Source organism: Rothia sp. HSID18069 (genome assembly GCF_003989155.1).
In the GTDB taxonomy this organism is placed as follows: domain Bacteria; phylum Actinomycetota; class Actinomycetes; order Actinomycetales; family Micrococcaceae; genus Rothia; species Rothia aeria.
In genome coordinates this window covers 203,555-226,833 of sequence record NZ_RBMG01000004.1, presented here as the reverse complement: position 1 = coordinate 226,833, position 23,279 = coordinate 203,555, and the positions used below count along the sequence as shown (strand labels likewise).

Genomic DNA, 23,279 nt, shown 5'->3' with positions numbered 1-23,279 from the left:
TGGTCTGACATATCTGCGATCGCCGGTGCGGCGTTCTGCTCGTTACTCAAGGGGAATACCTACCTGTTGTATCTCTGCTGAAAATATTGCGTCTTAAACCGCGAAGCGCCCACACGGGCTGTGTGGGCTGATGCGGTAAAAACTGAACTACCGTAAATCCATATTATCGATAAGGCGAGTCTGGCCAACATATGCGGCAACTAGGGCCAGCACCCGCTCAGACTCGCTGGTGGGGGCGTTAAAGTTATTCGGATCCACCAGCTCCAAATAATCCAGCCGCACCCCGGGGGTCGCGTTAATGCGTTCACGGGCACCGTCAAGGTCAATACCCTCAAACCCGCGGTTGAGCGAGTGCTCACGCAGCAGTGCCAAGGTACGGGAAATCACCAAGGCCGCCTCACGCTCATCATCCGAGAGGAACTCATTCCGGGAGGACAGTGCCAAACCATTATCCTCACGCACGATAGCGACCGCCCGCAGGGTCACATCATGGTTAAAATCGCGCACCATACGCTGAACCAGCAAGAACTGCTGCGCATCCTTCTGACCAAAGTAGGCGTTCACTCTGTGGCCGCCGGTCGCTGAACCAATAATGTTGAAGAACTTATTAACCACAGTCAGCACACCATCAAAGTGGCCGGGGCGGGTCGCGCCCTCAAACCGTGACCCCAGCTCGCCGCTCGAAATACGAACCAGCGGCTCACCATCCGGGTACATTTCTTCAACCTCAGGGGCGAACACAATATCGACGCCTACATGAGCGGCAAGCTCAACATCAGCTTCCAGGGTTCGCGGGTACTTCTCGTAGTCTTCGTCCGGGCCAAACTGGAGGGGGTTCACGAATACAGAGATGGCGACCACCTCGTTCTGTTCGCGGGCACGGCGCATCAGATTAGCGTGGCCGTGGTGGAGGGCACCCATGGTCGGCACATAGCCCAGCGACGCATCCGTGTACTCAACCGCAGTACCATTTTCGGCGGCCGCGGCCCGCGCCTGCGCATCCAGCTTCTCTTGCGCAGCAACCAGCGCCTCAGCAATAGCGGCGCGAAACTCTGCAATGGTCTTCACTACCAGGGGTTTCGTTATCTCAGTCATGACGAGAACTCCTTGTCTGAGGGGCGGGGTCGGTGGTATCCATGAACGAGGTATGCTCAGTCAAGGTGCTTTCAACCCGCCCCAGTTGTTCATCGTTTAACAAACCTCTATTATGCGCCCTTTTTGCGGTCGATTTTACCAATTCCGCGTAAGAGTCAGCTATATCTCGCGTATTTTCTTGTTCAGCGTACTCCCGCAGGGCCCGCAAATGTTCGGTAACGGTCCCCGAGTCGCCCCGAATAACAGGCCCGGTGAGCGCAGTTTCACCCGCCGCGAGCGCATTATCAAGGGCGGCACGCACCAGCGGCCCCAGATAGTGGGATGGGTCTTCAACACCGATAGATGCCAGCGCCTGCTGGGACTGCCCCATAATGGTCACCAGGTGGTTTGCGGCGTGCGCTAAAGCGGCGTGGTAGAGGGCACGGTCAGCCTCGGCAATATGCACGGGTTCACCGCCCATCTCAACGACGAGCGCCTGGGCGATAGGGATAAAAGGAGCCGGGCCGGTCACCGCAAAACTGGCCCCGTTGAGGCGCTGCACATCGAGGGAAAGCCCCGTGAACGTCATGGCTGGGTGCACGGCAAGGCCAATAGCCCCCTGCTCGGTGAGTGGCTTAAACACTCCGGCACCGTGCCGCCCGGAGGTGTGCACAAACAGCTGCCCGGGGCTGACCATGCCCCCCGCGGCGATACCCTCAATAACAGGTTGGAGCGCATCATCAGGAACAGCCAGAAGCACAAGTTCGCTTCGTTCAATAATCTGCTCAGTGAGCAGCACGGGTATGCCCGGCAGCAGGTTCTCGGCGCGCTCAGCTGACGCATCAGACTCGGCGCGCACACCGACAATGGCGTGCCCCGCCGAGCGCAGGGCGGCACCGAGCACCGCACCAACTTTGCCGGCACTGACAATACCGATACCCAAGCGTGCGGGTTTGAGATGGTTCATGGTCACACTATCAAGTATATTCACTGATTTTTACGGTGTGCCAGTGATATTCCTAAACACACATTGTTGGCGGCTCAAGGGCCCTGAGGAGGCGGCCACCCCGGCGGTGCAGATCGTCAGACGCACCAGCCTACTCGCCCTCGGTCGCGGTCACCGTTCCTTCGCCCTCGTGTGTGAGAGAATCGCTCTCAGAGTGCGGAAGCTGCACCATACATACCCTCTATTGCTGATCGCTCACCCGGGAGTACCCGTCGGCGGCAAGCTTACCCGAATTCGACCCGCCCGAAGACGAATTACCTTCGGAATCATCCGGTGGAATACGACACAGGTACTGCGCCCAAATACCCATCGCTAAAAGCGCTGCGGCGCCCACAAGGTTCGCACCCGTCACCCACAAAACGCCCGTCACCCCGCGTGCACTCACCAGCGAAAGCTGATAGATGAGAAGCCCCAGCATCCACCCGGTAAGAGAAGCACCCGTGAGAATTGAGCCCTGCGCGTACGCCAGCACCCGGGCAGCCGCCACCGGGTTCATGTTTTTCGCTTTCGCGCGGGTTTCAATATTGCGCCAGCGGGCCACCTGAAACCCCAGCCACAGGGCGCCGCCGCCCATGCACAGGCACACCACGATCACCACCGGCGACATCACGATCTCACCGCCGCCGGAGCTCACAAGTATACTGTTCACAGCAACGGCAACTATCACTCCCAGCGCCGCGCACAGCAGAATAATCCGCAGAGGGATAGGCTTCATAGACCCTCACTTTCATCTCTAGGCGGCGACTCTCCTTAGTTAAGGGTAGCCCGTCTGAGGGGGTTCAGGCCTCCTCCGGCATAAAATTCATGGGCCGCAGCAGTTTGACAGCATTAACGCTGGCATGCGAGTCAGCCGCACTCACCTCACACGCCAGCTCCGCAACCGCCCTATTGGCCCAGCCGGATGCGGTGCGCACCATCAGCTGCGCCTGCGGGTTTGCCTGCTCCCACGGAACCAGAACAAAAGCACGCTCATGCGCACGCGGATGCGGCAGAATCAGAACCGGATCGTCGCTGACAAGGTCGTCATAGGTAATAACGTCAATATCGAGAGTGCGTGGGCCCCATCGCACAAGCCGCACCCGGTGATGATGCGCCTCCACCTGCTGGCACAGCGCTAACAGCGCGTAGGGATCAAGGCTTGTGTGCACTTCAAGGACGGCGTTGATATAGTCCGGCTGGTCGGCGGGGCCGCCTACCGGTTCCGTCACATACAGCCCGGAGGCGCGCACTAGCCGCACTGCACCCCCGCTAAGATGCACGAGGTCGGCGGCGGCCTGCTCTAACGTAGTTTCGCTCTCGCCCAGGTTTGATCCCAGGGCCAGCACCGCCGTATGCGCTAACGCATCCATACCGGGTGCGTGGTGCGATTGGTTCGCGTTCGGCACATTACCCACGCGCGCAGGCACCCTTTCCGCCCTGAGACTGTGTGCCTTCACGCTCCCGGAATACGGTCACTGCCACGTTCCCGAAGGTTACCTCAATCGGGGCCTTCGGTTTATTGACGGTCACCTCAAGCGCATGCACATACGCGCATTCGTCCAGAATGTTCTGGGCGATACGCACGGCAAGAGTCTCAATCAGATCGAGGGACTCCCCCACAATATGCGTGCGGATAATCTCGGCAACTTCCGCATAGTTCGTGGTTTGGGCAAGGTCGTCGGTTGCAGCAGCCTGCGTGAAGTCGGTGTATAAAACCGTATCTACCACGAAGGGCTGACCTTCACGTTTCTCAAAATCAAGCGCTCCGTGAAAACCCACGGCGGCAACACCGGTCAGGGTAATGCGGTCGCAGGATGCGTAGGCGTGCGCTGGGTTTGGCATGGTGTTCCTTAGCTGATGTGAATACTGGTACATAATTTTAGGTCTGTTTGGTGCGGGTAATGGTGCGTAAAGTATTCGCCACGGTCACGGCATCCACCGTGGGGGGCACATTGTGCACGCGAACCCCCCACACCCCTTGGGCCGCCACGAGCGCAGAGAGAGCGGCGGATGCAGCATCACGGTCTTCGGGGGCGCGTGCTGGCGGCATCTGGTCGGGAACGGTGCTCGCGCCCGTGGCGGGATTCTGGGTTTTGGTGCGCGCCGCATCCGCCGCGTTCAGCGCATTCGCCAGAAAACGTTTACGCGAACCGGCGATTAGTACCCGGTGCCCCAGTGTGTGCAGCTGCCCAAGGGCGGCGAGCAGTTCCCAATCCTGCATGCCACCCTTCGCAAATCCCAGCCCGGGGTCAAGAATAATGTTCTCGGCATGAACCCCGGCGGCAACCAGGCGATCACGCAGGGCGGCGAGCTCGTCCAGCACCTCGGTGACGGTGCCGCGCGGGTAAGCGGCGAGCGCATCCATCGTGGTTGAGGTGCCGCGCGCATGCATCAAAATATAGGGTACGCCCAGCTCGGCTACGGTCTGTACCATCTCCTCGCTCACGCTCATGCCCGAAACGTCGTTAATGATGTGCGCCCCGGCGGCTACGGCGGCGCGGGCGGTCGCTGCGTTCATGGTGTCTACGCTGATGGTGATACCGGTTTCGGCAAGCCCCTCGATCACGGGCAGGATGCGCCGAAGTTCCTCATCAACACTGATGCGAACCGCACCGGGCCGGGTGGATTCGCCGCCTACATCAATAATGTCTGCACCCTGCGCGATCATGCGCTGTGCGTGGGTGAGAGCGTCGTTCGCGGTGTAGTGTTCGCCGCCGTCGCTGAAGGAATCGGGGGTGACGTTCAGGATTCCCATCACAAGGGTTCGCTCTGCGGCTGCGGCGTCGCAGGGCAGGTGTGCGGGGGACTGCGGGCTCATCATTGCGTGCATGATTCAATCCTAACGGATGCGCACCAGCCGCTCTTAGCTATCACGCGAGAAGCGGATGCGCCGACCACCTCTATCGGCATAAGATCCGCCTCTCGCGGCCTAAACGGGCGCCTAATCGTTGATTTCTGCGGGCTTATTCTCGCCCCAGCCGAGCGCCAAAACCACTACCAGCCCCAGGGCAATAAACCCGGTCATGAGGGTTTCCCCGAACGCAAGCCAGCGTAGCGGTCCGTCAATGAGCACAACAGCGATCAGCCCCGCAATAGCGAGTAGAGCTAGAACCCAGGCGCCGGTCTTCATAGTCACAGCATTCTCCCTTGTACGTACACATGTGATGCGCGCCCCGGCGCGGTTAGCGGAAAACCCGCGCCGGGCGCGAATAATCCCAGCATACTCTCACCGCAGAAACAACAAAACTAAATCCGTATAAATCATGCAATTATTAAGCACTGATGACGGCCCCGGGCACGGTGATTTATTCGGTATCTTGGGGCCTTTCATTTTATGGCAGCTTGGGAAGGCGGATCTTCACATCCGTTAGGATTAAGCCATGCCGGATGCCCTCACAATTCGACCCGCCGCCCCTAACGATGCGCAAGCAGTAGCGCGCATCCGTGTTCTAGGGTGGCGGTTCGCTTATCAGGGCTTGGTACCGCAGGGTTACCTCGATTCGCTCAACATCGCGGAAGACACCGAGAGGATGCGCGGGTACCTCAGTCAGCTTCCCCAAAACTTGCCGCCCAATAATTTAGCGTCCGTGCAGGGACCGAACGACGGTGAAAAACGGTCGTTTATGCTCGCGGTACGCGACGATGCGGTGCTAGGGTTCTGCCATTTCAGTGCGGCACCCAACAATGCTGACCGCCCCGAAAGGGCTACTCCGGGCGGGACGATGAACGGAAGACTCCACTCACTCTATATAGACCCGGATGCCCTCGGCCAGGGTGTCGGCCACGCCCTTATGAGCCATGCACTCAGCACCTTTGCCGCATGGGGGTGCGAGCGCGCGCATCTCTGGGTTTTAGAGGGAAATTCCCGCGCCGTCAGCTTCTACGAACGGCAGGGCTGGCAGCTAACGGGTGACACAAAGGTGGATCGTTCCCATGGGCCGAAGCTACATGAGCAGGAAATGGCTATCTGCCTCTAAGCTGTGCCCGCCCTTATTGGCGTAACTTGCTCACTGTGGCTATATCGCCGATTATTTCCAGCGATTTTGCCGCAAACGAGGGAACTACTAGCAAAATACTTACTTAATACAGCCTCAACGTGTTATCTACAGCCCCATCCCTGGACGCCGATCACCATACCCGCGTTTAGGTCGGTACGGCTGCTGCAGGGTCTGGCGTTGCTGGTTTTTCTGCGGTTGGCCCTGAGGTGATGGGGCATACCCTTTCTTCACCTCACCTATTTTCGAGCGCATCTGCCGCATTACGGTGCTCGTCTCGGACGGTGCGGAAACCTCCGGTTCGCGCCTGGTAGCTATCGCCTGAAAAACAGGAACCAGTGATCCCGGCACCACCTCATACTTACCCAGGTCGGGGCCGCTCAACATAGACGCCATATTCCAGTCTTTAGGGCTCACACGCGAATAGTCCAAATCGAACTTAGAGTTCTGCGCCACATGGTCCATAAAAACCCGTGACGTTCGGCCGTTTCCCTCCCGAAAAGGGTGCGCCTGGTTCAGGTTCGCAAAAACTGCGGCGGCTGCTTGGCTGAACTCGTCACGGTCTAACTGTGCCCAGTCAGTTGTGGTAACAATGTGGTGCGTTGTGTTGAGATACCGGTCTATTTCTCCCCCGTTCACGCTTGCGAATGGGACAAACCGCCCACCCTTGAACATGTTCTGTGTGCGGTAATCCCCAGCCCACTCATACACATCCTGAAAAAGGTACCTATGGATAGCGCGCACATGGTCAGCATCATAGGTGTGCTCAATGAGGGAGGGGTCAGTTTTCAGCTGTCGATTACGTAAATCTGTAGCCGCGTACTCATAGGCTGCTAAATCACGCGGGTTCAGAATCCCCTTAAGATTCCTTAACGTCTCATTATTGGGTGGTGGGTAGAAGTAGGATTCCCAGCTGTCAAAGACTGTCACGACGATTTCTCTACTTTATTCTCGGGTTCAAGGCCACGCGCTTTTTCCAGTGCTCGCCGGAGGTATTCTTCCTCACTGATGGCACCGCATGCTTCATCCACTAAATTTTCGACCTCTTGACGATCTGGCCTACGACCTTCAAGCCAGGAACTTGCCAAGGTTTGTATTACTGAGCGGCGCTGCGCGGGGTCAAGCCTGTCAAAAAGATCAGGCCACCGCTTATCAAGATCAAACATATCGCTCTGAGACATCAGCACTCCCCCAACACCTATCTTCTACCTACCTCATTTTACGCGAAAGCTCAGGGAGAAGAATAGGTTCTTCAGCTTGCACGCATGAAGATTAAAACTATGCTCCAAGAAGATTAGGCGCATCGCCTGGGTGCAGGTTGCCGCGTTCTTGAGCTACCCGTACACCTGCACCCTTAGCCGCTGCACACCATAAATACCCCTGCGGCTATACCCCCGCGTCTCACGTTCCTATTGTTTAGTCGTGTGAGGGGTTTATAGCGGGAAGGGGGTGAGGGCCGGATGTCGAAGGACAAACGCGAAACCGCCCGGATGATCGTGCGACTTGTTGAGGCAGGTTCACGATTCATCAAGGCGGTCGCTAAGTTAGTCGACGCTATTAGCCGCTGGCTAGTATAACGTCCTCACAGGGTGAGCACTCATAGTTTTAGCAGACTGGGTGCTCACCCGTATCGTTGCTACCTTACCCTATATCACGCGCATGCTCCACCCTCTAAAGCCGTCTATGCAGCTGTGTACATACGAATAATACTGCCTGTATCCTAATGCGCCTTCTAGTATTTCAGTACTATATTTGGTACTATTCTTGTTATGCCTAGTGTTGCTACGATCCTACAGAAAATGCGCAATAATCCGAAGAATATCGCTTTTCGTGATCTCATCAAAGTGAGTAAAGCATATTTTGGAGAACCGCGTATTCACGGATCTCATCACTTTTTCAAGACACCTTGGATTGGCGATCCGCTGGTTAACTTACAAGAGGGCCGAAATGGATCTGCTAAGCCATATCAGGTGCGTCAGGTACTAGCAGCCATTGAAAAATTGGAGGCAGAATAAAATGTCTATTCCTCGGGAAGAACTATACACATACCGCGTCGAATGGTCTGAAGAAGACCAAGAATTTGTGGGAACCGTTGCAGAGTTTCCTAGTCTCTCTTGCCTAGCTGATAGCTCTTTGGAGGCTTTATCCGGAATTCAGCAGGTAGTGCTCCAGGCTATCGATATCTTGGAGGAAGAAGGAAAACCGGTGCCAGAACCCTATCATTTACGACGATTCTCGGGACGCTTTAACCTGCGGGTATCCCCACAACTGCATCGTAAACTCAGCCAGCAGGCAGCATTCGCGCATCAGAGCCTTAACCAATATGTCTCGCAAGCATTAGAAGCAGCCGCATAAAACAGCATCTGTAGCAGGAATGCCCATCTTGCGGGGCAGAGCATAGCTTCATTCCGGCAGGATGCCTCGCTTCAGGCGGGTATGCTCGTCAGCGCTCATGCGCTCGCCTTTCTGAAGGGACCCGTTAACTTTGGGAGTGAGGCTTCTGAGATTCTGCGGGGTCATGATCGCCGAACGGCTAGAATGCTCATACGCATAGGTCGTGAAGATCCAGTCTGCGAGTTCACGCGCATCTTGAGGGTCAAACCTTAGCCCATAACGTGGTTCAGGGTTCGTGAGCACGGATTGAATTTGCCGATACCAAGCGCCGCGGCTGCGCATCACAAGCCAGAATCCGGGCTCGCTTTCCTGCTCATCGCGCAGATAACGCGCCAGACGGTATAACACCAATTGAGCACTGAAGTCCGAATAGACATTCTGTAAATCTTCAACCCCACTCACCCACGATGAACGAAACGGATACAACTCCACGTTGCAGGTACGCAGATTCTTAACAGTCTGATGCACATAATCGCCCAAAGTTCCCGCACGGTAGCGTCTAAGGAGCAGCTTACGAAAGGCCTCATAATACTGGCCATCAACGTCATTGACCAGAAGCGCTGAATCATAATTACGCAGATAATAACGCTCTGTGCGGGTAAAAGATTCTTGATCGGTTATATCAGGTCCAATAATGTTTTTGAGTTCGCGGTACAGAATATTTTCAGGGCACATCACGTGATTTAGTACGTCCTCCGGCGTAAGGTCGTAACCCTGTGTCTTGGTGTTATAAAAAGCAGAAAAGTTGAGGGTGCGATCCGAGTGTTTGTTGTTCCGTTCGTGAAAATCGCGGACACTCTGTGCTAGGTCTAAAGAGCTGTCGATGCTTGGGTTGAACAGGCAGTGCATCAGCCGGGCGTTCACCCAACGACCATGCACATGCTGCGGAATAGCGTAGGCTAGCGACTGCACAAGTCGCATCAGCCGTTCAGGCCTCACCCACGCAAAACTTTCCTCGGCTGCGCACGGTTTCTCCCCCGCACCCATTGCGGCACAAAACTCTTCGATCTTCCGGTACCCGCCCCTCCCGGGTAACCACGGCGAGCCTAGTGCGGCCTCTAGATGGTTTTGATCGGAAATTCTGCCCGCATCATCAATCTCATCTGCCCACGCAAGGAATTCGGGCAGGATTCTAGGGGGTCTCATATACATCCTTGTAAGACTGTTATAGGGCTTTTAGTTTTATTAAGTCTCGCTCTTGTCCTCAGAGCGTGATTACTTGCCTGAGAACAGCAGCCAACCTGTCGTTTCGTCCGGTATCCTGACTATAAAAACGCGCCTGTACGAATTCCTCACACAAGGAACTATCGGGAGCGAACGCGCTGGTATCAATGCTGTATCCTGCGTATTCGGTAAGGTATGAGAAAAACACAAACTGGCTACGAGTGTTACCCTCACGAAAACTATGGATTACATTAATCTCGCCCCAGCTTTCAGCGAGCTCAGCTGCAAAAGTATCTTGGTCTAAATCTCGCAGAAAATTCTTCTGAACAAGCTTTGCGTACTCGGCTTCTGCAGCTGCTCTCAGATGCGGGCCAGCCCCATAGTAAGCATGTCCGTTTTTAGACATAAACTGCCCCACTGGTGCAACCCGTTCCTGCCCTGCCCACTCGTATATATCATGGAAAATGGCGTAATGGATTGCTTTCATATGTTCATAGTCAAATTTACCTAGCACAGGGTTCTCACGAAGTTCCCGGATCCTCAGGCTGGTAATTGCTTCTTCCATAACCCGCAATTTTTCTGGGTCAGTCTCACCAAAGGGCTTGTTTGGCGTGGTGAATTTATTTCGCAGCACCCTAGTGCCGGGAATATAGTAATCATCCCAGGTGTGAAAGATAGCGTGGTCTCTCACGATGCCCTTTGCACATGGCGGCGGATCTCTGCGATAGCCTCATCGGCAGTGATGTCATGATGAGCTGCCCGAGCCACAATATCTTTCAGCACAGGATCAGTGACATGATGACCAGCTAATGCCAAAGCTGCATCTGCAAAAGCCTGGTTCTCCTCAGCCTCGGATGCGGTAATGCGAGTACCAGAGAGTATATGAGTCATATTTCCCCCCTACAGCCTTTATTGTACGTGAGAATGGTTCAAAACCAAGGGGACTCTTCTGTCTTCAATGCGAGCAGGTGGTTTTTGACCGAAAAGATAGGATTTTCCTACCTGTTCGGGCCAAAACCACCTGCTCGCGGATTAGGAAGCTACTGCTTCGAGAAAATCAGGCTCATTGCCTCGGCGCGAGTTGCCGCATTCTTGAGCTGCCCGCGCACCGCACTGGTGACGGTTTTCGCGCCGGGTTTGCGCACGCCGCGCATCGACATGCACATATGCTCGGCCTCAATCACAACGATCGCACCGCGCGGGCTCAGGTGCTCTTCCAGCGCCTCCACCACCTGCGTAGTCAGCCGCTCCTGCACCTGGGGGCGACGCGCATACACCTCAAGCACCCGCGCCAGCTTGCTCAGCCCCGTCACCTTGCCGTCAGCCCCGGGAATGTACCCAACATGCGCCACCCCGTGGAAAGGCACCAGGTGATGCTCGCACGTGGAATAGAACGGGATATCCTTCACCAGCACCATCTCGGAATGGGCAATATCGAAGGTCGTGCCCAGCACATCGGCGGGGTCGGCGTGCAGACCCGAGAAAAACTCCTCGTAGGCGCGAGCCACTCTCGCCGGGGTGTCCTGCAAACCGTCACGGTCAGGGTCTTCACCGATTGCCAGCAGGATTTCCCGCACCGCCGCCTCAATGCGCGGCTTATCCACAGCCGACCCGTTAGCCTCGCTCATCTGAGCCTCCGTGGGGGTTCTGCCGGTTCGGGCCGTTCTGCCCGGGGCGGTTCTGCGGGTTGTACGGGCTGCGGTACGGGGGCTGCTGAGACGCCCCGCCCCGGCCCTGTCCACGCTGCGGGGGGATGGCCACGGTCGGGTCTTCTTCCGGTGAGCTAGCAGGCCCGGGGGTGTCCGCTGGCGCGGTTGAAGTCACCGGAGCATCGTTTGCTGCCGCCTGTTTGGTGGGGGCGGTGGGGGGCTCCTGGGCAGAGCCGGTAAGTTCCTGCTGCTTCTGCTGTGCTTCCGCTTGGGCTTTGAGCTCGCTCGGGGCTTTCACCGGCGGAATGTCGGTGCGTTCGCGGCCCTCCTTGGAGTACCAGTGCTCGCGTTCAGGGCGCTTACGAACATCCTTGAAAATCTCCGCGATCTCGTTCTCCAGCAGGGTCTCTTTCTCCAGCAGGGCGAACGCCAGGCGGTCAAGCACATCGCGGTTTTCCACGAGAATCTGGAAGGCCTCATCATGAGCTTCTTCCAGAAGTTTACGCACCTCGGTGTCGATCTTGTAGGCGGTCGCGTCAGAGTAGTTACGTGCCGCCGAAGGATCGCCGCCCATGAACGGTTCGGTGTCGTCGCTGCCAAGCTTCACCGACCCCAGCAGGGCGCTCATACCGTAGTCGGTCACCATCTTGCGCGCGGTATCGCTCGCCTTCTGAATATCGTTCGCGGCCCCTGTGGAAGGATCGTGGAATACGATTTCCTCAGCCGCACGGCCACCCATCGCATAGGCCATCTGGTCCAGCAGCTCGTGGCGTGTGGTCGAGTACTTATCGTCCTGCGGCATTACCATCGTGTAACCCAGTGCACGACCACGCGGCAGAATCGTAATCTTGGTAACCGGCGCGGAGTTGCGCAGGGCGGCAGCCACGAGAGCGTGACCGCCCTCATGGTACGCAGTCACCTTACGCTCGTGCTCATTCATGATGCGCGAAGCACGCTGCGGGCCCGCCATCACACGGTCGATAGCCTCATCAATAGCGCGGTCATCAATCACGTTGCCGTTATCGCGGGCGGTCAACAGGGCCGCCTCGTTCATCACATTCGCCAAATCTGCACCCGTGAAACCGGGGGTACGTTTAGCGACCTGCCCCAAATCGACGCGACGGTCGATCGGCTTACCGGCGGCGTGCACCTCAAGGATGCGCTGGCGGCCCTTCATATCGGGCGCATCCACACCGATCTGGCGATCGAAACGCCCCGGACGCAGCAGGGCGGGGTCGAGCACATCCGGGCGGTTAGTCGCGGCAATCACAATCACGCTGGAGTTGCCGTCGAAGCCGTCCATCTCAACAAGCAGCTGGTTAAGGGTCTGCTCTCGCTCGTCGTTGCCGCCGCCCATGCCGACGCCGCGGCGGCGACCGACAGCGTCGATCTCGTCCACGAAGACGATCGCAGCGGGGTTAGACTTCGCTTCCTTGAACAGGTCACGCACACGGGATGCACCCACACCCACGAACATCTCCACAAAGTCAGAACCGGAAATCGAGTAGAACGGCACCCCGGCCTCGCCCGCAACAGCTTTCGCGAGCAGGGTTTTACCGGTGCCGGGAGGGCCGTACAGCAGCACACCCTTAGGGATCTTAGCGCCTAGCCGGGTGAACTTTTCGGGTTCTGCAAGGAACTCGCGCACCTCTTCAAGCTCGGCCAGTGCCTCATCAACACCGGCAACATCGGAGAAACGCACGGTCGGGTTGTCTTTGTTGAACTTTTTCGCGCGCGACTTTGAGAACGACAGCACCGATGAGCCGCCGCCAATGCGCCCAGCCATGAACCAGAAGAATAAACCAAAAATCAGCAGAGGCGCGAACAGGGAGAGGAGAGAACCGAAGAAATTACTCTCCACCGGCTGGTCCGTGTAGCTTTCCAGCCCGGCACCGTTCATGGCGTTCACTACGTCATGGGCGCGCGGTTGCACATAGTAGAACTTGACGGTTTTACCGTAGTTATCCCTGCCCTGCTTGTAGTCCTCATGCAGCTGCAGGTCTACGCGCTGGTCGCCATCATAAATTTTTGCGCTTTTGACCTTGTGCTCGTTTAACAGCTGAATACCCACGTTCGTATCAACCTGCCGGCTCCCCGAGCCGAAGGTTGACGGCGCGAAAATCGCGACAAGAATGAGGGCACCAACAATCACCCACAACCATGGGGTGAAGATCAGCTTATTAAGCCAGCCGTCCCGATTCTCAGGGGAATTATTGGGTTTTTGCGCCAACGCTTAATCCTTACATGTGCTAGGGCTGCCGTGTACGCGCCACAGCATACCGGAGCATTCCGTGACGGTAAAAAGATGCAACTTTAAATGTACCGTACCCCCGTCAAGGAACGCCCGCATCAGCGGCAGTTCCCCTCAAGGCTAAAAGGGCTCGGGGATGGGGTATGCGCACAAACACGAAATCTAATTTCCGCCATTCTTGAAGAGCACGCGGGTCGAACTCTAACTCATAGCTCATCAAGGGAGACCTTTACCCCTGGCTGCGGATTGGCTAAGCGGTGACGCACAGTTTCAAGAAGCTCTGCGTGCAGACATAAGCGTGCCCGCGCATCCAGAATTTCATTAGGATGCGCGGGCACCAAAAGCTCTTGTGCGCACGCCGCGCACAACCGGGTTTTAGGAGTATACGTGCGGGTGCAGGGTCGCCACGCAGTCCAGGTTGCGGTACTTCTCAGCGAAATCAAGCCCGTAACCAACCACGAATTCGGGGTCGATATCCCAGCCCACATATTTGACCTCTACGTCGGTCTTAACCGCCTTCGGCTTGCGCAGCAGGGCGCAGATTTCAACGGATGCGGCGCCGCGGGACATCAGGTTCTGCTGCAGCCACGCCAGCGTCAGCCCGGAATCAATAATGTCTTCAACAATCAGCACGTTCCGACCGGTCAGATCGGTATCAAGGTCTTTGAGGATACGAACCACACCTGAGGATTTCGTGCCGGACCCATACGAGGAAACCGCCATCCAGTCCATCGTGTAGTGCCCCTTGAGCGCGCGGGACAGGTCTGCCATCACCATAATGGCACCCTTGAGAACCCCCACAAGGAGCACGTCTTTGCCTTCGTAATCTTCGTCGATGCGCGCCGCCAACTCGGCAACTTTCGCATTAATCTCTTCCTTGGTGAAGAGTACGTTCTTCAGATCGTCCTGCACGTCTTGAGCCTGCACGGATTCTTCTTTCTCGCCGGGGCGTCTTCACGCCGCACCCGCCCCGAGGTTGCACCCCGAGGTGGGTATATTTTCTTGGTTCGCTTTAAGTATTACTTAAACCCTACTGGTTAAGCACACCTCGCCAGACACGCCAAGTACCAGGGCTTGGCTGGTAGGGCCACCATCAGCAAAGTGTAAGGTATAACCACTCATGATCTTCAGGGTGTACAAATTCCCCAACCTCCGCAGCGAAAAGCCTTACCTGGGCGGGGCCGATGAGCCACTCACAAGGCGCTTCGCCCCAGAAGCACAAGCGCATCCACGCGGGTGTCGGTGCGGGGGTCGTGTACCTTGCGGCGGCGGTAGGCGCTCACGTGCCCGGGCAGCTGCACTGGACCGGCGGTGGCGTGCTCGGCGACGAACTCGTCAAGCGCCTGCAGCCGCTCAAACCCGGGGTTCTCCCCCTGCGCGGCGCGGGTCGCCAGGGCGAGCACACGCATCCGGAGGGCAGGGTGTAGCGCCGCCGTTTCCGTACGGTTCAGGGCAATAACTGTGGGAGCAGGTTTCTCAGAGACAGCCTCCGTGGAGTGGTCGCCGGGCACCGTATCAGCCCCGGGAATATCCGACAGATGAACCCCGGTGGGCAGCTTCAGGCGGGCGTACTCGGCGGCGGCGAGCGCATCCAAATATTCGGCGTCAGGCCCGGCGACTGCGGCGGTTCGCGCCAGGGAGAGTGCCACATCCCCGCCAAGATGCTCGTGCAGGAACGGTAGGATGGTGTGCCGAATGCGCGCGCGCATGAGCGTCTGGTCGGTGTTGGTGGGGTCGTTCCAGGGGGTGGCACCTTCGGCTTCGCAAATATTCAGCATGTCGGCGCGGCGCAGAGTAAGGAAGGGGCGCAGGTAGGTTACTCCGTTTTCGATGCGCACGGGCGGCATTCCGGCGAGGGAGCGTGTGCCCGAGCCGCGCCCAAGCCCTAGGAGCACGGTTTCCGCCTGGTCGTCAAGGGTGTGGCCCAGCAGAACAGCCCGTGCGCCGGTATGTTGCACCGCACGTTCAAAGGCGCTGTAACGGGCGGTTCGCGCCGCCATTTCGGGGCCCATGCTGCCTTGCGGAACCTGCACGCGCTCCGTGAGCACGGGATATAGCCCCAGGTTCGTGAGGGTTTCTGCGGTAGATGCGGCAACCTCGGCGGAGTCGGCTTGCAGTCCGTGATCGACCACGACGGCGCCCACGCGCACATCGGAACGACGCGCAAAATGCGCAGCAATGCAGGCGAGCGCGAGTGAATCTGGCCCGCCGCTGCACGCAACCAGCACGAGGGGCTTCTCGGTTTCTGCGCCCTGATGCGATGCGGTCGAGTCTCGCCGCGCACGCCCGGTCGCCTTGATGGTGCCTTCACCCAGCAGGTTCGTCAGCGCGCGCGCCAGTTCCCGGCGAGCCGTCCCTACCGCCGGATGCAGCCGCCCCTGCCGTCCATGTTGCATGTGTTGTCCTTCTCTGTTGTATATGCCGCTGTGACAAAATCTATTCGCAAATTCCTTTGATCCCCACGGCAGACGCAGCAGCGAATTACGCATTATCAAGCCCACTGGCGTATTGGGATGTCGCTCGGTTTTGTCACATAATCCGCCCTGGGACTACTCGGTGATTTCTCCATGTTTAACCATGTCGGTCACCTCTGACCCCTCGTCCAACACGCGCTTCATCCAGGCGTCCGGGTTGTGAATCTCCCGCTCGGTCGGCAGGTTCTCGGGCCGCTCCCACACGGTATTGAAGCGTTCCATGCCGACCGCATCCACAATATGCTGCACGAACTTCTGCCCGTCGCGGTACTGCGCGGCTTTGCGGTGCAGCCCAAGCAGGCGCGAAATGAGGCGGGTTACGAGTTTCTGCGTCTCGGAGCGCCGGTTGAACCGGCGGCGAATTGTTTTGACGGTCGGCACTATCTCGGCGTCAACGGCATCCATGATCACGTTCGCGTGCCCCTCCAGGAGGCTCATGACGGCAGTGATCTCGCTGGCGATCTGTTTGGCACGGGCGGGTGTTTTTGCCAGGGCGGCAAGCTGCTCACCAATTTGCGGCTCGTTATCAGCCTCATCGGTGCGGGCGCCTTTGGAGGCAACGAGCGCGTCTTTAATGCTCAAGCCTGTGCTCACGCTATCACCAAGCTGCGCGATCTTGTTCAGGAAGTAGTCACGCAGCCACGGCGCGGCGGCGAACTGCACCCGGTGCGTCTGCTCGTGCAGGCACACCCACAAACGGAAATCTTCGGGCTCAACATTGAGCTCCTTTTCAACCGCCAGAATATTTGGTGCCACCAGCATCAGACGCCCGCCCGCAGCACCATACCCAGCGAGTGCCGCATACGGCTCGTACTGCCCGAGCACGCGGGTTGAAAGGTACGCAAGAATACTGCCGACTTCGGTGGCGATACCGTACCCGGTGATGCTGAGCGCGGCAGGGTTTTTCTGCCTTATTTTTTCCAGCGGGGCACGTAAGACGGGTTCGAGCATGACCGAGAACGCCTGCGCGTTAGCTTTCGCCCAGGTGCTGCGGTCGGTCACGAGCACCTGCGAGTCGCGTAGGTTGTGAGCAGCTTCAAGCCCGGTGATGCGGTGCACATGATCGACGGACACTTCGGCTGCGGCGCGGATAGATTCCACCGCCTGCCGCATCTTGTCGGGGGCGATGCGCGGCCCGGCGGGTGCTAGGGTGCCTACAATTTTGGTGACTGCCTCGGGGTTCAGCAGGTCTTGGATGCTGTTCTCACTCATATGCACAGTGTAGTTGCCGCCGCTGGTTGCGGCGGGGCTGATGCCAACAGTTTCACGGCGAGCGTGTTTTCTTGGGCGCGACACAGTGAAAAATACCCGCACAAAAGCAGGAGCGGAAATCTGCAGCGGGGCGTACCCTTTAGCGACTGCAGATTTCCGCCCCCGAAGTTATGAGGAACGCGCGTGAGACCTAGTGGCACTCTGTGGCGAAGCGGTCGATTGCCTCCTGAACCATCTTCTCCGCGGCAGGCAAATCATCCCAGCCTTCACCCTTGACCCATTTGCCGGGTTCCAGGTCCTTGTAGCGTTCGAAGAAGTGCTGAATCTCGGCTTTGAGCTGCTCGGGCACGTCCGCCAGGGTTTTAATGTGGTCGTAGCGCTTATCTGAGGGCACGCACAGCACCTTCGCGTCGCCACCGGCTTCGTCGGTCATATTGAACACGGCCACGGGGCGCGCCTCAACAATCACACCGGGCAGAACGTCAACATCAATCATGACCATCGCATCCAGCGGATCCCCGTCTTCGCCGAGGGTATTGTCAAAAAAGCCGTATGCGGTGGGGTACTGCATTGAGGTAAATAGCACACGGTCTAGGCGCAGGCGACCGGTTTCGTGGTCTATTTCGTATTTCACGCGCGATCCGCTGGGGATTTCAATGGTGACGTCGAGTTCCATGGGAACCTCTCTCTTACTGTGTTCTTGCTGTTTTCCGTCACGCTTGGTGCGCCGGAATCGTACCTATTGTACCGCGCGCGTTATGCTCTAAAGATGCGCTTTCGTCAAACACTCCGTTCACACCCTACCCGCCGCACCGTTCTTTTTTCTCTTGTGCCGCTGGCAGCCCTGGCGGCATGTGCCCGTGAGGAGCAGCCCGAACAGTCGCCTCAAAACACCGCGGAGTCGGCTGCCCCCGAGGCCTCCGCCGTTGCCCCGGAGTTTCCTCAGCTGCAGAAGCTTTTAGCGGATCGTGCCGGGGCGCATCGTTCGGTACTGGTCACGCACACCGACGGGAACATAGTGTACGGCGAGGGCGAGAACGAGCCGCGCGCGGCCGCATCAGCTATGAAGGTTCTCACGTATCTGGCGTTGGCGCACAGCATAGATCTGGGGGCACGTTTTAAAACAAGTGTGGCGCGTAACGGAAACGAGCTGACTCTCATCGCGGGCGGGGATACGATGCTGGGCGCGGGCGACTCCAAAAAGGATGCAGTGAATGGTTATGCGGGACTGGGGACGCTCGCGGGGGCGTGCATTGAGAGCCTGCGGTCTGCCAAGACCGAAAAAGGTAAGTTCCCGGTCTTTCTGGACACCTCCATCTATACGGGTCCTGAACTGAACCCGGGGTGGGAGAAACCAGACATTGATTCCGGTCAAATAACCGGGATTTCGCCGATTGCACTGGATTCTCACACTATTGCTGGCAAGTCTGGCCCCTACGGCACACCGGCACGGCCTACCGATGCGGCCTCGGCGGCGGCGCAGGCGTTTGTGGATGCGCTAAACAAAGCAGGCGAACCGCATGGTTATTCGTTTGAGCGTAAAGATAAGCGGACTAAACCGTCGGATGCCACCGACATTGCCAGCGTCGAATCGGCGACGGCTCTTCAGCAGGCGCAGCACATGATGCTCGAATCCGATAATACCCTCGCTGAGGCGCTCACCCGGAACGCGGTGATCGCGGCGGGCCGGCAAGGCAGCGCTGAGGAGGCGCAGAAGCTGGTGCGTGAAAAAATTGAGGCCGCCGGGGTGACCACCGAGCATCTGAAGCAGGCGGATGTGTGCGGGCTGTCCCTGGAGAATAGGGTGACGGCGCGTATGCTGGTTCAGGCGTTGGCCAAGCTGTTAGAGCATCCCCGGCACGAGGAGCTGCTGCAGGGGCTGCCCGTGGCGGGTAAAACCGGCACGCTCAAAGAACGTTTTACCGAGCCCGACGCCGCAGATGCGCGCGGGCATGTGCGGGCAAAAACCGGCACCCTGTTCACGGCGGTTGCATTGGCGGGGTACACCACCCGCCCAGACGGTACGCGCCTTATATTTGCGCTGATTTTGAACGATACAGACAGCATCGGTGGGCTGCCGCAGGCGAAGAAGGTGGCAGATGCTGCCGCTGCGGTCATTAGCAACCGGGCACCTAAACCTTCCCCGTCCCCTTCGGATTCTTCACACTCTGCTGGGGAGCACTCACCCTCCGAGTCCGCCAAGCCCACAGAGTCCCCGAAGGCCACCGATACGTCCACCTCGAACGCTCCTGTTACGTTGGCGCCCGCTGGCGAACCGGCACCGACGGAGGGGAAGTAGCACGTGAGCCTGTGGCTGTTCTCCGCAGCGAGTGAACCATTTATGTATTCTCTGGACGATGCGATACACACCCATATCTGCGAAATCGCGCTTTATGAGGACATGCGGGCACGCCCCGCACCGGGCGCGGATGAGCTCGCCCGCCGCAAACATGAAACCTTCGAGGCCGTGAACCGGGTGTTGGGTACGGAACCGGGCGGCGTGCTGCGTCTTGAGCACAGCGGGGACGAGGTGCGCGACCTGCTGGGTGCCGCATCCTTGCTGCACTTACTGCGTAACGCCCCCGAGCTGGGCAGCCGCCCGGCCCCGCATACTTTTGAGATTCACGCTGCGGATCAGGACGGTTCGGGACGGAGCGTTGCGGCGGCGCGTATCCTGCCGGTATTTCATGGGATGCTCACCCGTCTCGAACAGCTGGACCGCGCCGTTCGTGAGGGTGCAGACTCAAAAAATATCCCGGATGTGTTTGCCTGCGGCACTTGTGATGCCTGCGCCCGTTTGGAAGGCGCCGAGGTTCAGCTGCCCGCCCCTGAGCAGGTTGAGGCAGACGAACCCGACACGGCAGAACCAGACAGCGCCGCTGAGGCTCTCGAGGGCGGCTACCCGGTACCCGCACCGGTTGAGTCGGAGGATGAGCGGCACCTGATCCAGCAGCAGCTGGATGAGCGCCTGCAGGCCCTGGAAAGAGCGAAAGATGCAGCTCATTTCACGGAGGATGAGCGTACTCTGGCGTTTGCCCTGGCTGCGACGAACTATCACCGCCGTGAGCGCGCCCCGTTCTGGCGTGAGCATATGCGGCGCCTGTATGAGCCGGTGGCGTCGTGGGCTGGTTCGCGGGATTGTGCGGTATTTGAGTCGGTTCAGGTGATTTCTGATTGGCAGAAGGCCACGGTCGGTTCGGGGCAGGTGCGGGTTTTGCGTGCGGTAGCTCTTGTGGGTGAGGGCAGCGCACTCAAAGTAGGGCGTGATAAGGCGCTGTATGTGATGTATGAGGCCGCCCACGCACCGGCCCGGGCGGTGGATGCGATGGAGTCGCAGGTGAACACGTTCCGGCACGCTAACCCGGGTGCGTATGTGCCGCGCACTGTGGCGCGGGTGGGGTTTTTCGGGGCGCACCTGCTGGAGGCGGCCCCTGCCGAAGAGCCTGTGAGCGCGGATGGTTTGGCCCGGGTGGTGCTCGTGGTTGAGGAGCGCATTCGGGTGAAGGATGAACCGCATGAGGTGCTGCCGGTGGCTTTGGCTCCTGCGGCGACGGTTCCTACGGTGGCACTGGAGCAGTCGCTGCAGGATTTTGCGCGTTCTGTGGATGCGTCTCTGCCGGATGTGCTTCCAGCCTCAGAGGCTGTGGGGGTTGAGGGTTCACCGGGTGAGGCTATTGAGCCTGCGGCTGGGAGCGTCTCGGCGGCGGCGTTGGATATTTTGTATCGCCGCCCGCCGCGCCTTGTGACTGGCGGTTCTCTGCCGACTGAGGCTGATTTTTCGGGTGAGGATTTGCCGATGGTGCGGGCGGTGCACGCTGCGGTGTGTGCGCTGGACTCTTCGTATGTGGCGGTGCAGGGCCCACCTGGTTCGGGGAAGACGTTCTTGGGGTCGCATGTGATTGCGTCTTTGGTGGCTGCTGGCTGGCGGGTGGGCGTGGTGGCGCAGTCGCATGCGGTGGTTGAGAATATGCTCGCGGCGGTGGTTGAGCGCGGGCTGTTCCCTGCTGAGCGGGTCGCTAAAATGGCGGGGACTTCCCAGAGGCCGGATTTTCCGTGGGCTGAGTGGTCTCGCGCCACGATTCAGCAGCGGTGCGCGGGCGGCGTTAATGGGGAGGGTTTCGTATTCGGTGGTACCGCCTGGAGTTTTTCGAATGCTTCTCTGTTTGAGCAGGCGTCTTTGGATCTTCTGGTGGTTGATGAGGCGGGACAGTTTTCGCTGGCGAATACGCTGGCGGTTGCCCGTTCGGCCCGTAACCTGCTGCTGTTGGGGGATCCGCAGCAGCTGCCGCAGGTGTCGTCTGCCCCGCACCCGTACCCGGTGGATATTTCGACTCTCAGCTGGCTTTCGGGTGATGCTCCCACTGTGGATGAGCGTTTCGGGTATTTTTTGCCGGTGAGCTGGCGGATGCATCCGCAGCTGTGTGCGCCGGTGTCTCGGCTTAGCTATGGTGGGCGTCTGGCCTCGGCACCGGCTGCTGCGCTGCGGCATCTTGAGGGTCGTGAGCCGGGGCTGCAGGTGGTTCCGGTGTCTCACCGGCGGTGTACGGTGCGTTCGGAGGTTGAGGCAGCTGAGGTGGTGCGCCTGGCGCAGGAGTTTGTGGGTGCCAGGTGGGATGCTGGCGATGGGGCTGTCCGGGCGTTAACGGGCGATGATATTGTGGTGGTCGCCGCCTACAATGCGCAGGTTGATACGATTGTGCAGCATCTGGAACGCGCCGGTTTGCGGGATGCGCAGGGGCACGGTGTGCGCGTGGGTACGGTTGATAAGTTTCAGGGTCAGCAGGCGCCGGTGACGGTGGTGTCGTTGGCGGCTTCTAATGCTGGGGCTTCGGGGCGTGGGGCGGAGTTCTTGCTGTCCCCGAACAGGCTGAATGTGGCGATTTCACGCGGGCAGTGGTGTTCGGTGCTGGTGTGTTCGAGTACGATCCACCGGTTTGTGCCCGTCACGGCGCAGCAGCTGGCGGTTCTTGGTGATTTCATGGTGTTGTGCAACCTCAGTGATTATTAGCTCTCAAGTGGAAGGTTAGATTTTCGTTTTTGGGGTGTTGACGTGTTCCAGCATCTGGGCATCTGGGTTTCTGTGGCGAATGACTCTGATGGGGTGCCCGGCCGTTCTTTCCGCGTGGTATGTGGGTTTTATGCATATTTTCGGTCTGGCGAAATATTACGAAATCATTATGTCGTTATCTTGGGCCTTCGAGCTCCCGCATTTCCGGAGGGGTATGCGGCATAATGGTAGTGTGTTCGTCCTAACTTTTATACAACGATCTGATACTGCATCAGTTCCAAGTCTTCTTGAATCGCTAGAGAAGCTTAATCCGCAGGTCACATTCGCACAAACATATCCTGATGAGGCTCAGGGGGCTTTTGAGAGCGCCTCTGATGCATTGCATGCGGCTCTTTTAGCGGCACACGCCCACGGTTTTTGGGTGGGCATTGGCGCTGGTGAGCTTACTTTCCCTCGTTTTGCCGGGGCGCTGGGCGCGCTGAACATTACGGATTGCACGGGGGACGCCCTGGAGTTTTCACGGCTGGCGGTTGAGTACGCCCGTGGGGGTGCGCCCTCACGCGGTATTGCGGTGATGGCTAGGGACCGCTCTCTCGCCGAGATGGCTACGGGGTCTGCGCGGCTGCTGTACCGGGTATGTGCTGACCGTACGGAGGCTGAATGGCGCGTGGTGCGGCTGCTCGTTCCGGGGGTACGGGGCCAGCAGAAGGCAGCAGCAGCGGCTCTTGGTATTACTACCCAGGCGGTTAGCCGTGCCCTTGTGCGTTCACTGTGGCATGAGGAGCAGGCGGCGCGGGCCACGGTGGTGAACTTGCTGGACCGTATGGATGTTGCTGAGCCCTCGGTTATTGCAGCTGAGTAGTCGGTTTCTTTTTCTCGCGGTTTATCTAGAGCGTTATGGGTACTCGGTGCCCTCATTTTTGTGTGCCCGCTAATGCTCGGCCCATTGCCGTACCCACCCGATGGTTCGCATATTTTTGCATTACTATTCTCTTGGTTTTCCGGGGAGTGAATGCATATATGCACTTTATTTATCCGGTTATTGGCTGCCCCATATCTAATATCCCTGCATA

The 23,279-nt window shown here is 58.4% G+C and carries 23 protein-coding genes and 1 pseudogene; 6 read left to right on the top strand and 18 right to left on the bottom strand.

What is annotated here, in order from left to right:
• Positions 1–147 precede the first annotated feature (147 nt).
• The 7 genes from panC to D8M41_RS10115 form a co-directional block, all read right to left on the bottom strand.
• Positions 148–1,095, bottom strand: a complete 948-nt coding sequence (panC, locus tag D8M41_RS10145) for a pantoate--beta-alanine ligase (RefSeq protein ID WP_126499483.1) — start codon at positions 1,093–1,095, stop codon at positions 148–150.
• Positions 1,088–2,065, bottom strand: coding sequence for a Rossmann-like and DUF2520 domain-containing protein (locus tag D8M41_RS10140; RefSeq protein WP_446737496.1), 978 nt, complete (start codon positions 2,063–2,065; stop codon positions 1,088–1,090). The genes panC and D8M41_RS10140 overlap by 8 nt, the downstream gene beginning before the upstream one ends.
• Positions 2,066–2,261: 196 nt before the next feature.
• Positions 2,262–2,795, bottom strand: a complete 534-nt coding sequence (locus D8M41_RS10135) for a DUF3180 domain-containing protein (protein ID WP_126926946.1) — start codon at positions 2,793–2,795, stop codon at positions 2,262–2,264.
• A 64-nt stretch (positions 2,796–2,859) separates the two neighbouring features.
• A complete protein-coding gene (folK, locus tag D8M41_RS10130; protein ID WP_126926962.1) occupies positions 2,860–3,429 on the bottom strand; it encodes a 2-amino-4-hydroxy-6-hydroxymethyldihydropteridine diphosphokinase in 570 nt (189 codons plus the stop codon).
• 37 nt (positions 3,430–3,466) lie between these two features.
• Positions 3,467–3,901 carry a dihydroneopterin aldolase gene (folB, locus tag D8M41_RS10125; RefSeq protein ID WP_126926945.1) on the bottom strand — a complete coding sequence of 145 codons (435 nt, stop codon included), beginning with the start codon at positions 3,899–3,901 and terminating at the stop codon, positions 3,467–3,469.
• Positions 3,902–3,938: 37 nt separating this feature from the next.
• Positions 3,939–4,889, bottom strand: coding sequence for a dihydropteroate synthase (gene folP, locus D8M41_RS10120; protein ID WP_126926944.1), 951 nt, complete (start codon positions 4,887–4,889; stop codon positions 3,939–3,941).
• A 111-nt stretch (positions 4,890–5,000) separates the two neighbouring features.
• Positions 5,001–5,189, bottom strand: coding sequence for a hypothetical protein (locus D8M41_RS10115; RefSeq protein ID WP_094758617.1), 189 nt, complete (start codon positions 5,187–5,189; stop codon positions 5,001–5,003).
• 250 nt (positions 5,190–5,439) lie between these two features.
• Here D8M41_RS10115 and D8M41_RS10110 point away from each other — a divergent pair, with 250 nt between their 5' ends.
• A complete protein-coding gene (locus D8M41_RS10110) occupies positions 5,440–6,036 on the top strand; it encodes a GNAT family N-acetyltransferase (protein ID WP_126926943.1) in 597 nt (198 codons plus the stop codon).
• A gap of 126 nt (positions 6,037–6,162) precedes the next feature.
• Here the strand turns inward: D8M41_RS10110 and D8M41_RS10105 are convergent, their stop codons facing one another.
• Complete coding sequence (locus tag D8M41_RS10105) at positions 6,163–6,984, bottom strand: Fic/DOC family protein (protein WP_174232428.1); 822 nt, start codon at positions 6,982–6,984, stop codon at positions 6,163–6,165.
• On the bottom strand, positions 6,981–7,235 hold the full coding sequence (locus D8M41_RS10100; RefSeq protein WP_126926942.1) for an antitoxin VbhA family protein: 255 nt from the start codon (positions 7,233–7,235) through the stop codon (positions 6,981–6,983). Before D8M41_RS10100 ends, D8M41_RS10105 begins: the two co-directional genes overlap by 4 nt.
• 618 nt (positions 7,236–7,853) lie before the next feature.
• Here D8M41_RS10100 and D8M41_RS10095 point away from each other — a divergent pair.
• Both D8M41_RS10095 and D8M41_RS10090 read left to right on the top strand, forming a co-directional pair.
• Positions 7,854–8,069: a toxin HicA gene (locus tag D8M41_RS10095; RefSeq protein WP_197720827.1), complete on the top strand. Its 216-nt coding sequence runs from the start codon at positions 7,854–7,856 to the stop codon at positions 8,067–8,069.
• Between the two features lies 1 nt (position 8,070).
• The gene (locus tag D8M41_RS10090; RefSeq protein WP_070534750.1) at positions 8,071–8,409 is read left to right on the top strand and encodes a type II toxin-antitoxin system HicB family antitoxin; all 339 of its coding nucleotides are present in this window, start codon (positions 8,071–8,073) and stop codon (positions 8,407–8,409) included.
• A 48-nt stretch (positions 8,410–8,457) separates the two neighbouring features.
• Here D8M41_RS10090 and D8M41_RS10085 read toward each other — a convergent pair whose 3' ends face one another.
• The 9 genes and pseudogenes from D8M41_RS10085 to ppa all read right to left on the bottom strand — a co-directional run.
• Positions 8,458–9,594, bottom strand: coding sequence for a hypothetical protein (locus D8M41_RS10085; RefSeq protein ID WP_126926941.1), 1,137 nt, complete (start codon positions 9,592–9,594; stop codon positions 8,458–8,460).
• Between the two features lie 58 nt (positions 9,595–9,652).
• Complete coding sequence (locus tag D8M41_RS10080) at positions 9,653–10,303, bottom strand: Fic/DOC family protein (protein ID WP_006888426.1); 651 nt, start codon at positions 10,301–10,303, stop codon at positions 9,653–9,655.
• Complete coding sequence (locus tag D8M41_RS10075) at positions 10,300–10,503, bottom strand: hypothetical protein (protein ID WP_006888335.1); 204 nt, start codon at positions 10,501–10,503, stop codon at positions 10,300–10,302. The genes D8M41_RS10080 and D8M41_RS10075 overlap by 4 nt, the downstream gene beginning before the upstream one ends.
• A 149-nt stretch (positions 10,504–10,652) precedes the next feature.
• The gene (folE, locus tag D8M41_RS10070; protein WP_006888422.1) at positions 10,653–11,240 is read right to left on the bottom strand and encodes a GTP cyclohydrolase I FolE; all 588 of its coding nucleotides are present in this window, start codon (positions 11,238–11,240) and stop codon (positions 10,653–10,655) included.
• Positions 11,227–13,491, bottom strand: coding sequence for an ATP-dependent zinc metalloprotease FtsH (gene ftsH, locus D8M41_RS10065; RefSeq protein WP_006888494.1), 2,265 nt, complete (start codon positions 13,489–13,491; stop codon positions 11,227–11,229). The genes folE and ftsH overlap by 14 nt, the downstream gene beginning before the upstream one ends.
• 396 nt (positions 13,492–13,887) lie before the next feature.
• Positions 13,888–14,439, bottom strand: coding sequence for a hypoxanthine phosphoribosyltransferase (gene hpt, locus D8M41_RS10055; RefSeq protein WP_006888433.1), 552 nt, complete (start codon positions 14,437–14,439; stop codon positions 13,888–13,890).
• 266 nt (positions 14,440–14,705) lie between these two features.
• Positions 14,706–15,908, bottom strand: coding sequence for a tRNA lysidine(34) synthetase TilS (gene tilS, locus D8M41_RS10050; RefSeq protein ID WP_126926940.1), 1,203 nt, complete (start codon positions 15,906–15,908; stop codon positions 14,706–14,708).
• Positions 15,909–16,061: 153 nt separating this feature from the next.
• Positions 16,062–17,198 carry a zinc-dependent metalloprotease gene (locus tag D8M41_RS10045; RefSeq protein ID WP_023133534.1) on the bottom strand — a complete coding sequence of 379 codons (1,137 nt, stop codon included), beginning with the start codon at positions 17,196–17,198 and terminating at the stop codon, positions 16,062–16,064.
• A gap of 190 nt (positions 17,199–17,388) precedes the next feature.
• Positions 17,389–17,877: pseudogene (ppa, locus tag D8M41_RS10040) on the bottom strand (inorganic diphosphatase); the annotation flags it as partial.
• Between the two features lie 90 nt (positions 17,878–17,967).
• Between ppa and dacB the strand changes: the two are divergent.
• The 3 genes from dacB to D8M41_RS10025 all read left to right on the top strand — a co-directional run bounded on the left by dacB (position 17,968) and on the right by D8M41_RS10025 (position 23,068).
• Positions 17,968–19,497, top strand: a complete 1,530-nt coding sequence (gene dacB / locus D8M41_RS10035; protein ID WP_126926938.1) for a D-alanyl-D-alanine carboxypeptidase/D-alanyl-D-alanine endopeptidase — start codon at positions 17,968–17,970, stop codon at positions 19,495–19,497.
• A 3-nt stretch (positions 19,498–19,500) separates the two neighbouring features.
• Positions 19,501–22,206 carry a DEAD/DEAH box helicase gene (locus D8M41_RS10030; RefSeq protein WP_126926937.1) on the top strand — a complete coding sequence of 902 codons (2,706 nt, stop codon included), beginning with the start codon at positions 19,501–19,503 and terminating at the stop codon, positions 22,204–22,206.
• Between the two features lie 232 nt (positions 22,207–22,438).
• A complete protein-coding gene (locus tag D8M41_RS10025) occupies positions 22,439–23,068 on the top strand; it encodes a hypothetical protein (RefSeq protein WP_037236636.1) in 630 nt (209 codons plus the stop codon).
• The last annotated feature ends 211 nt before the right edge of the window (positions 23,069–23,279 follow it).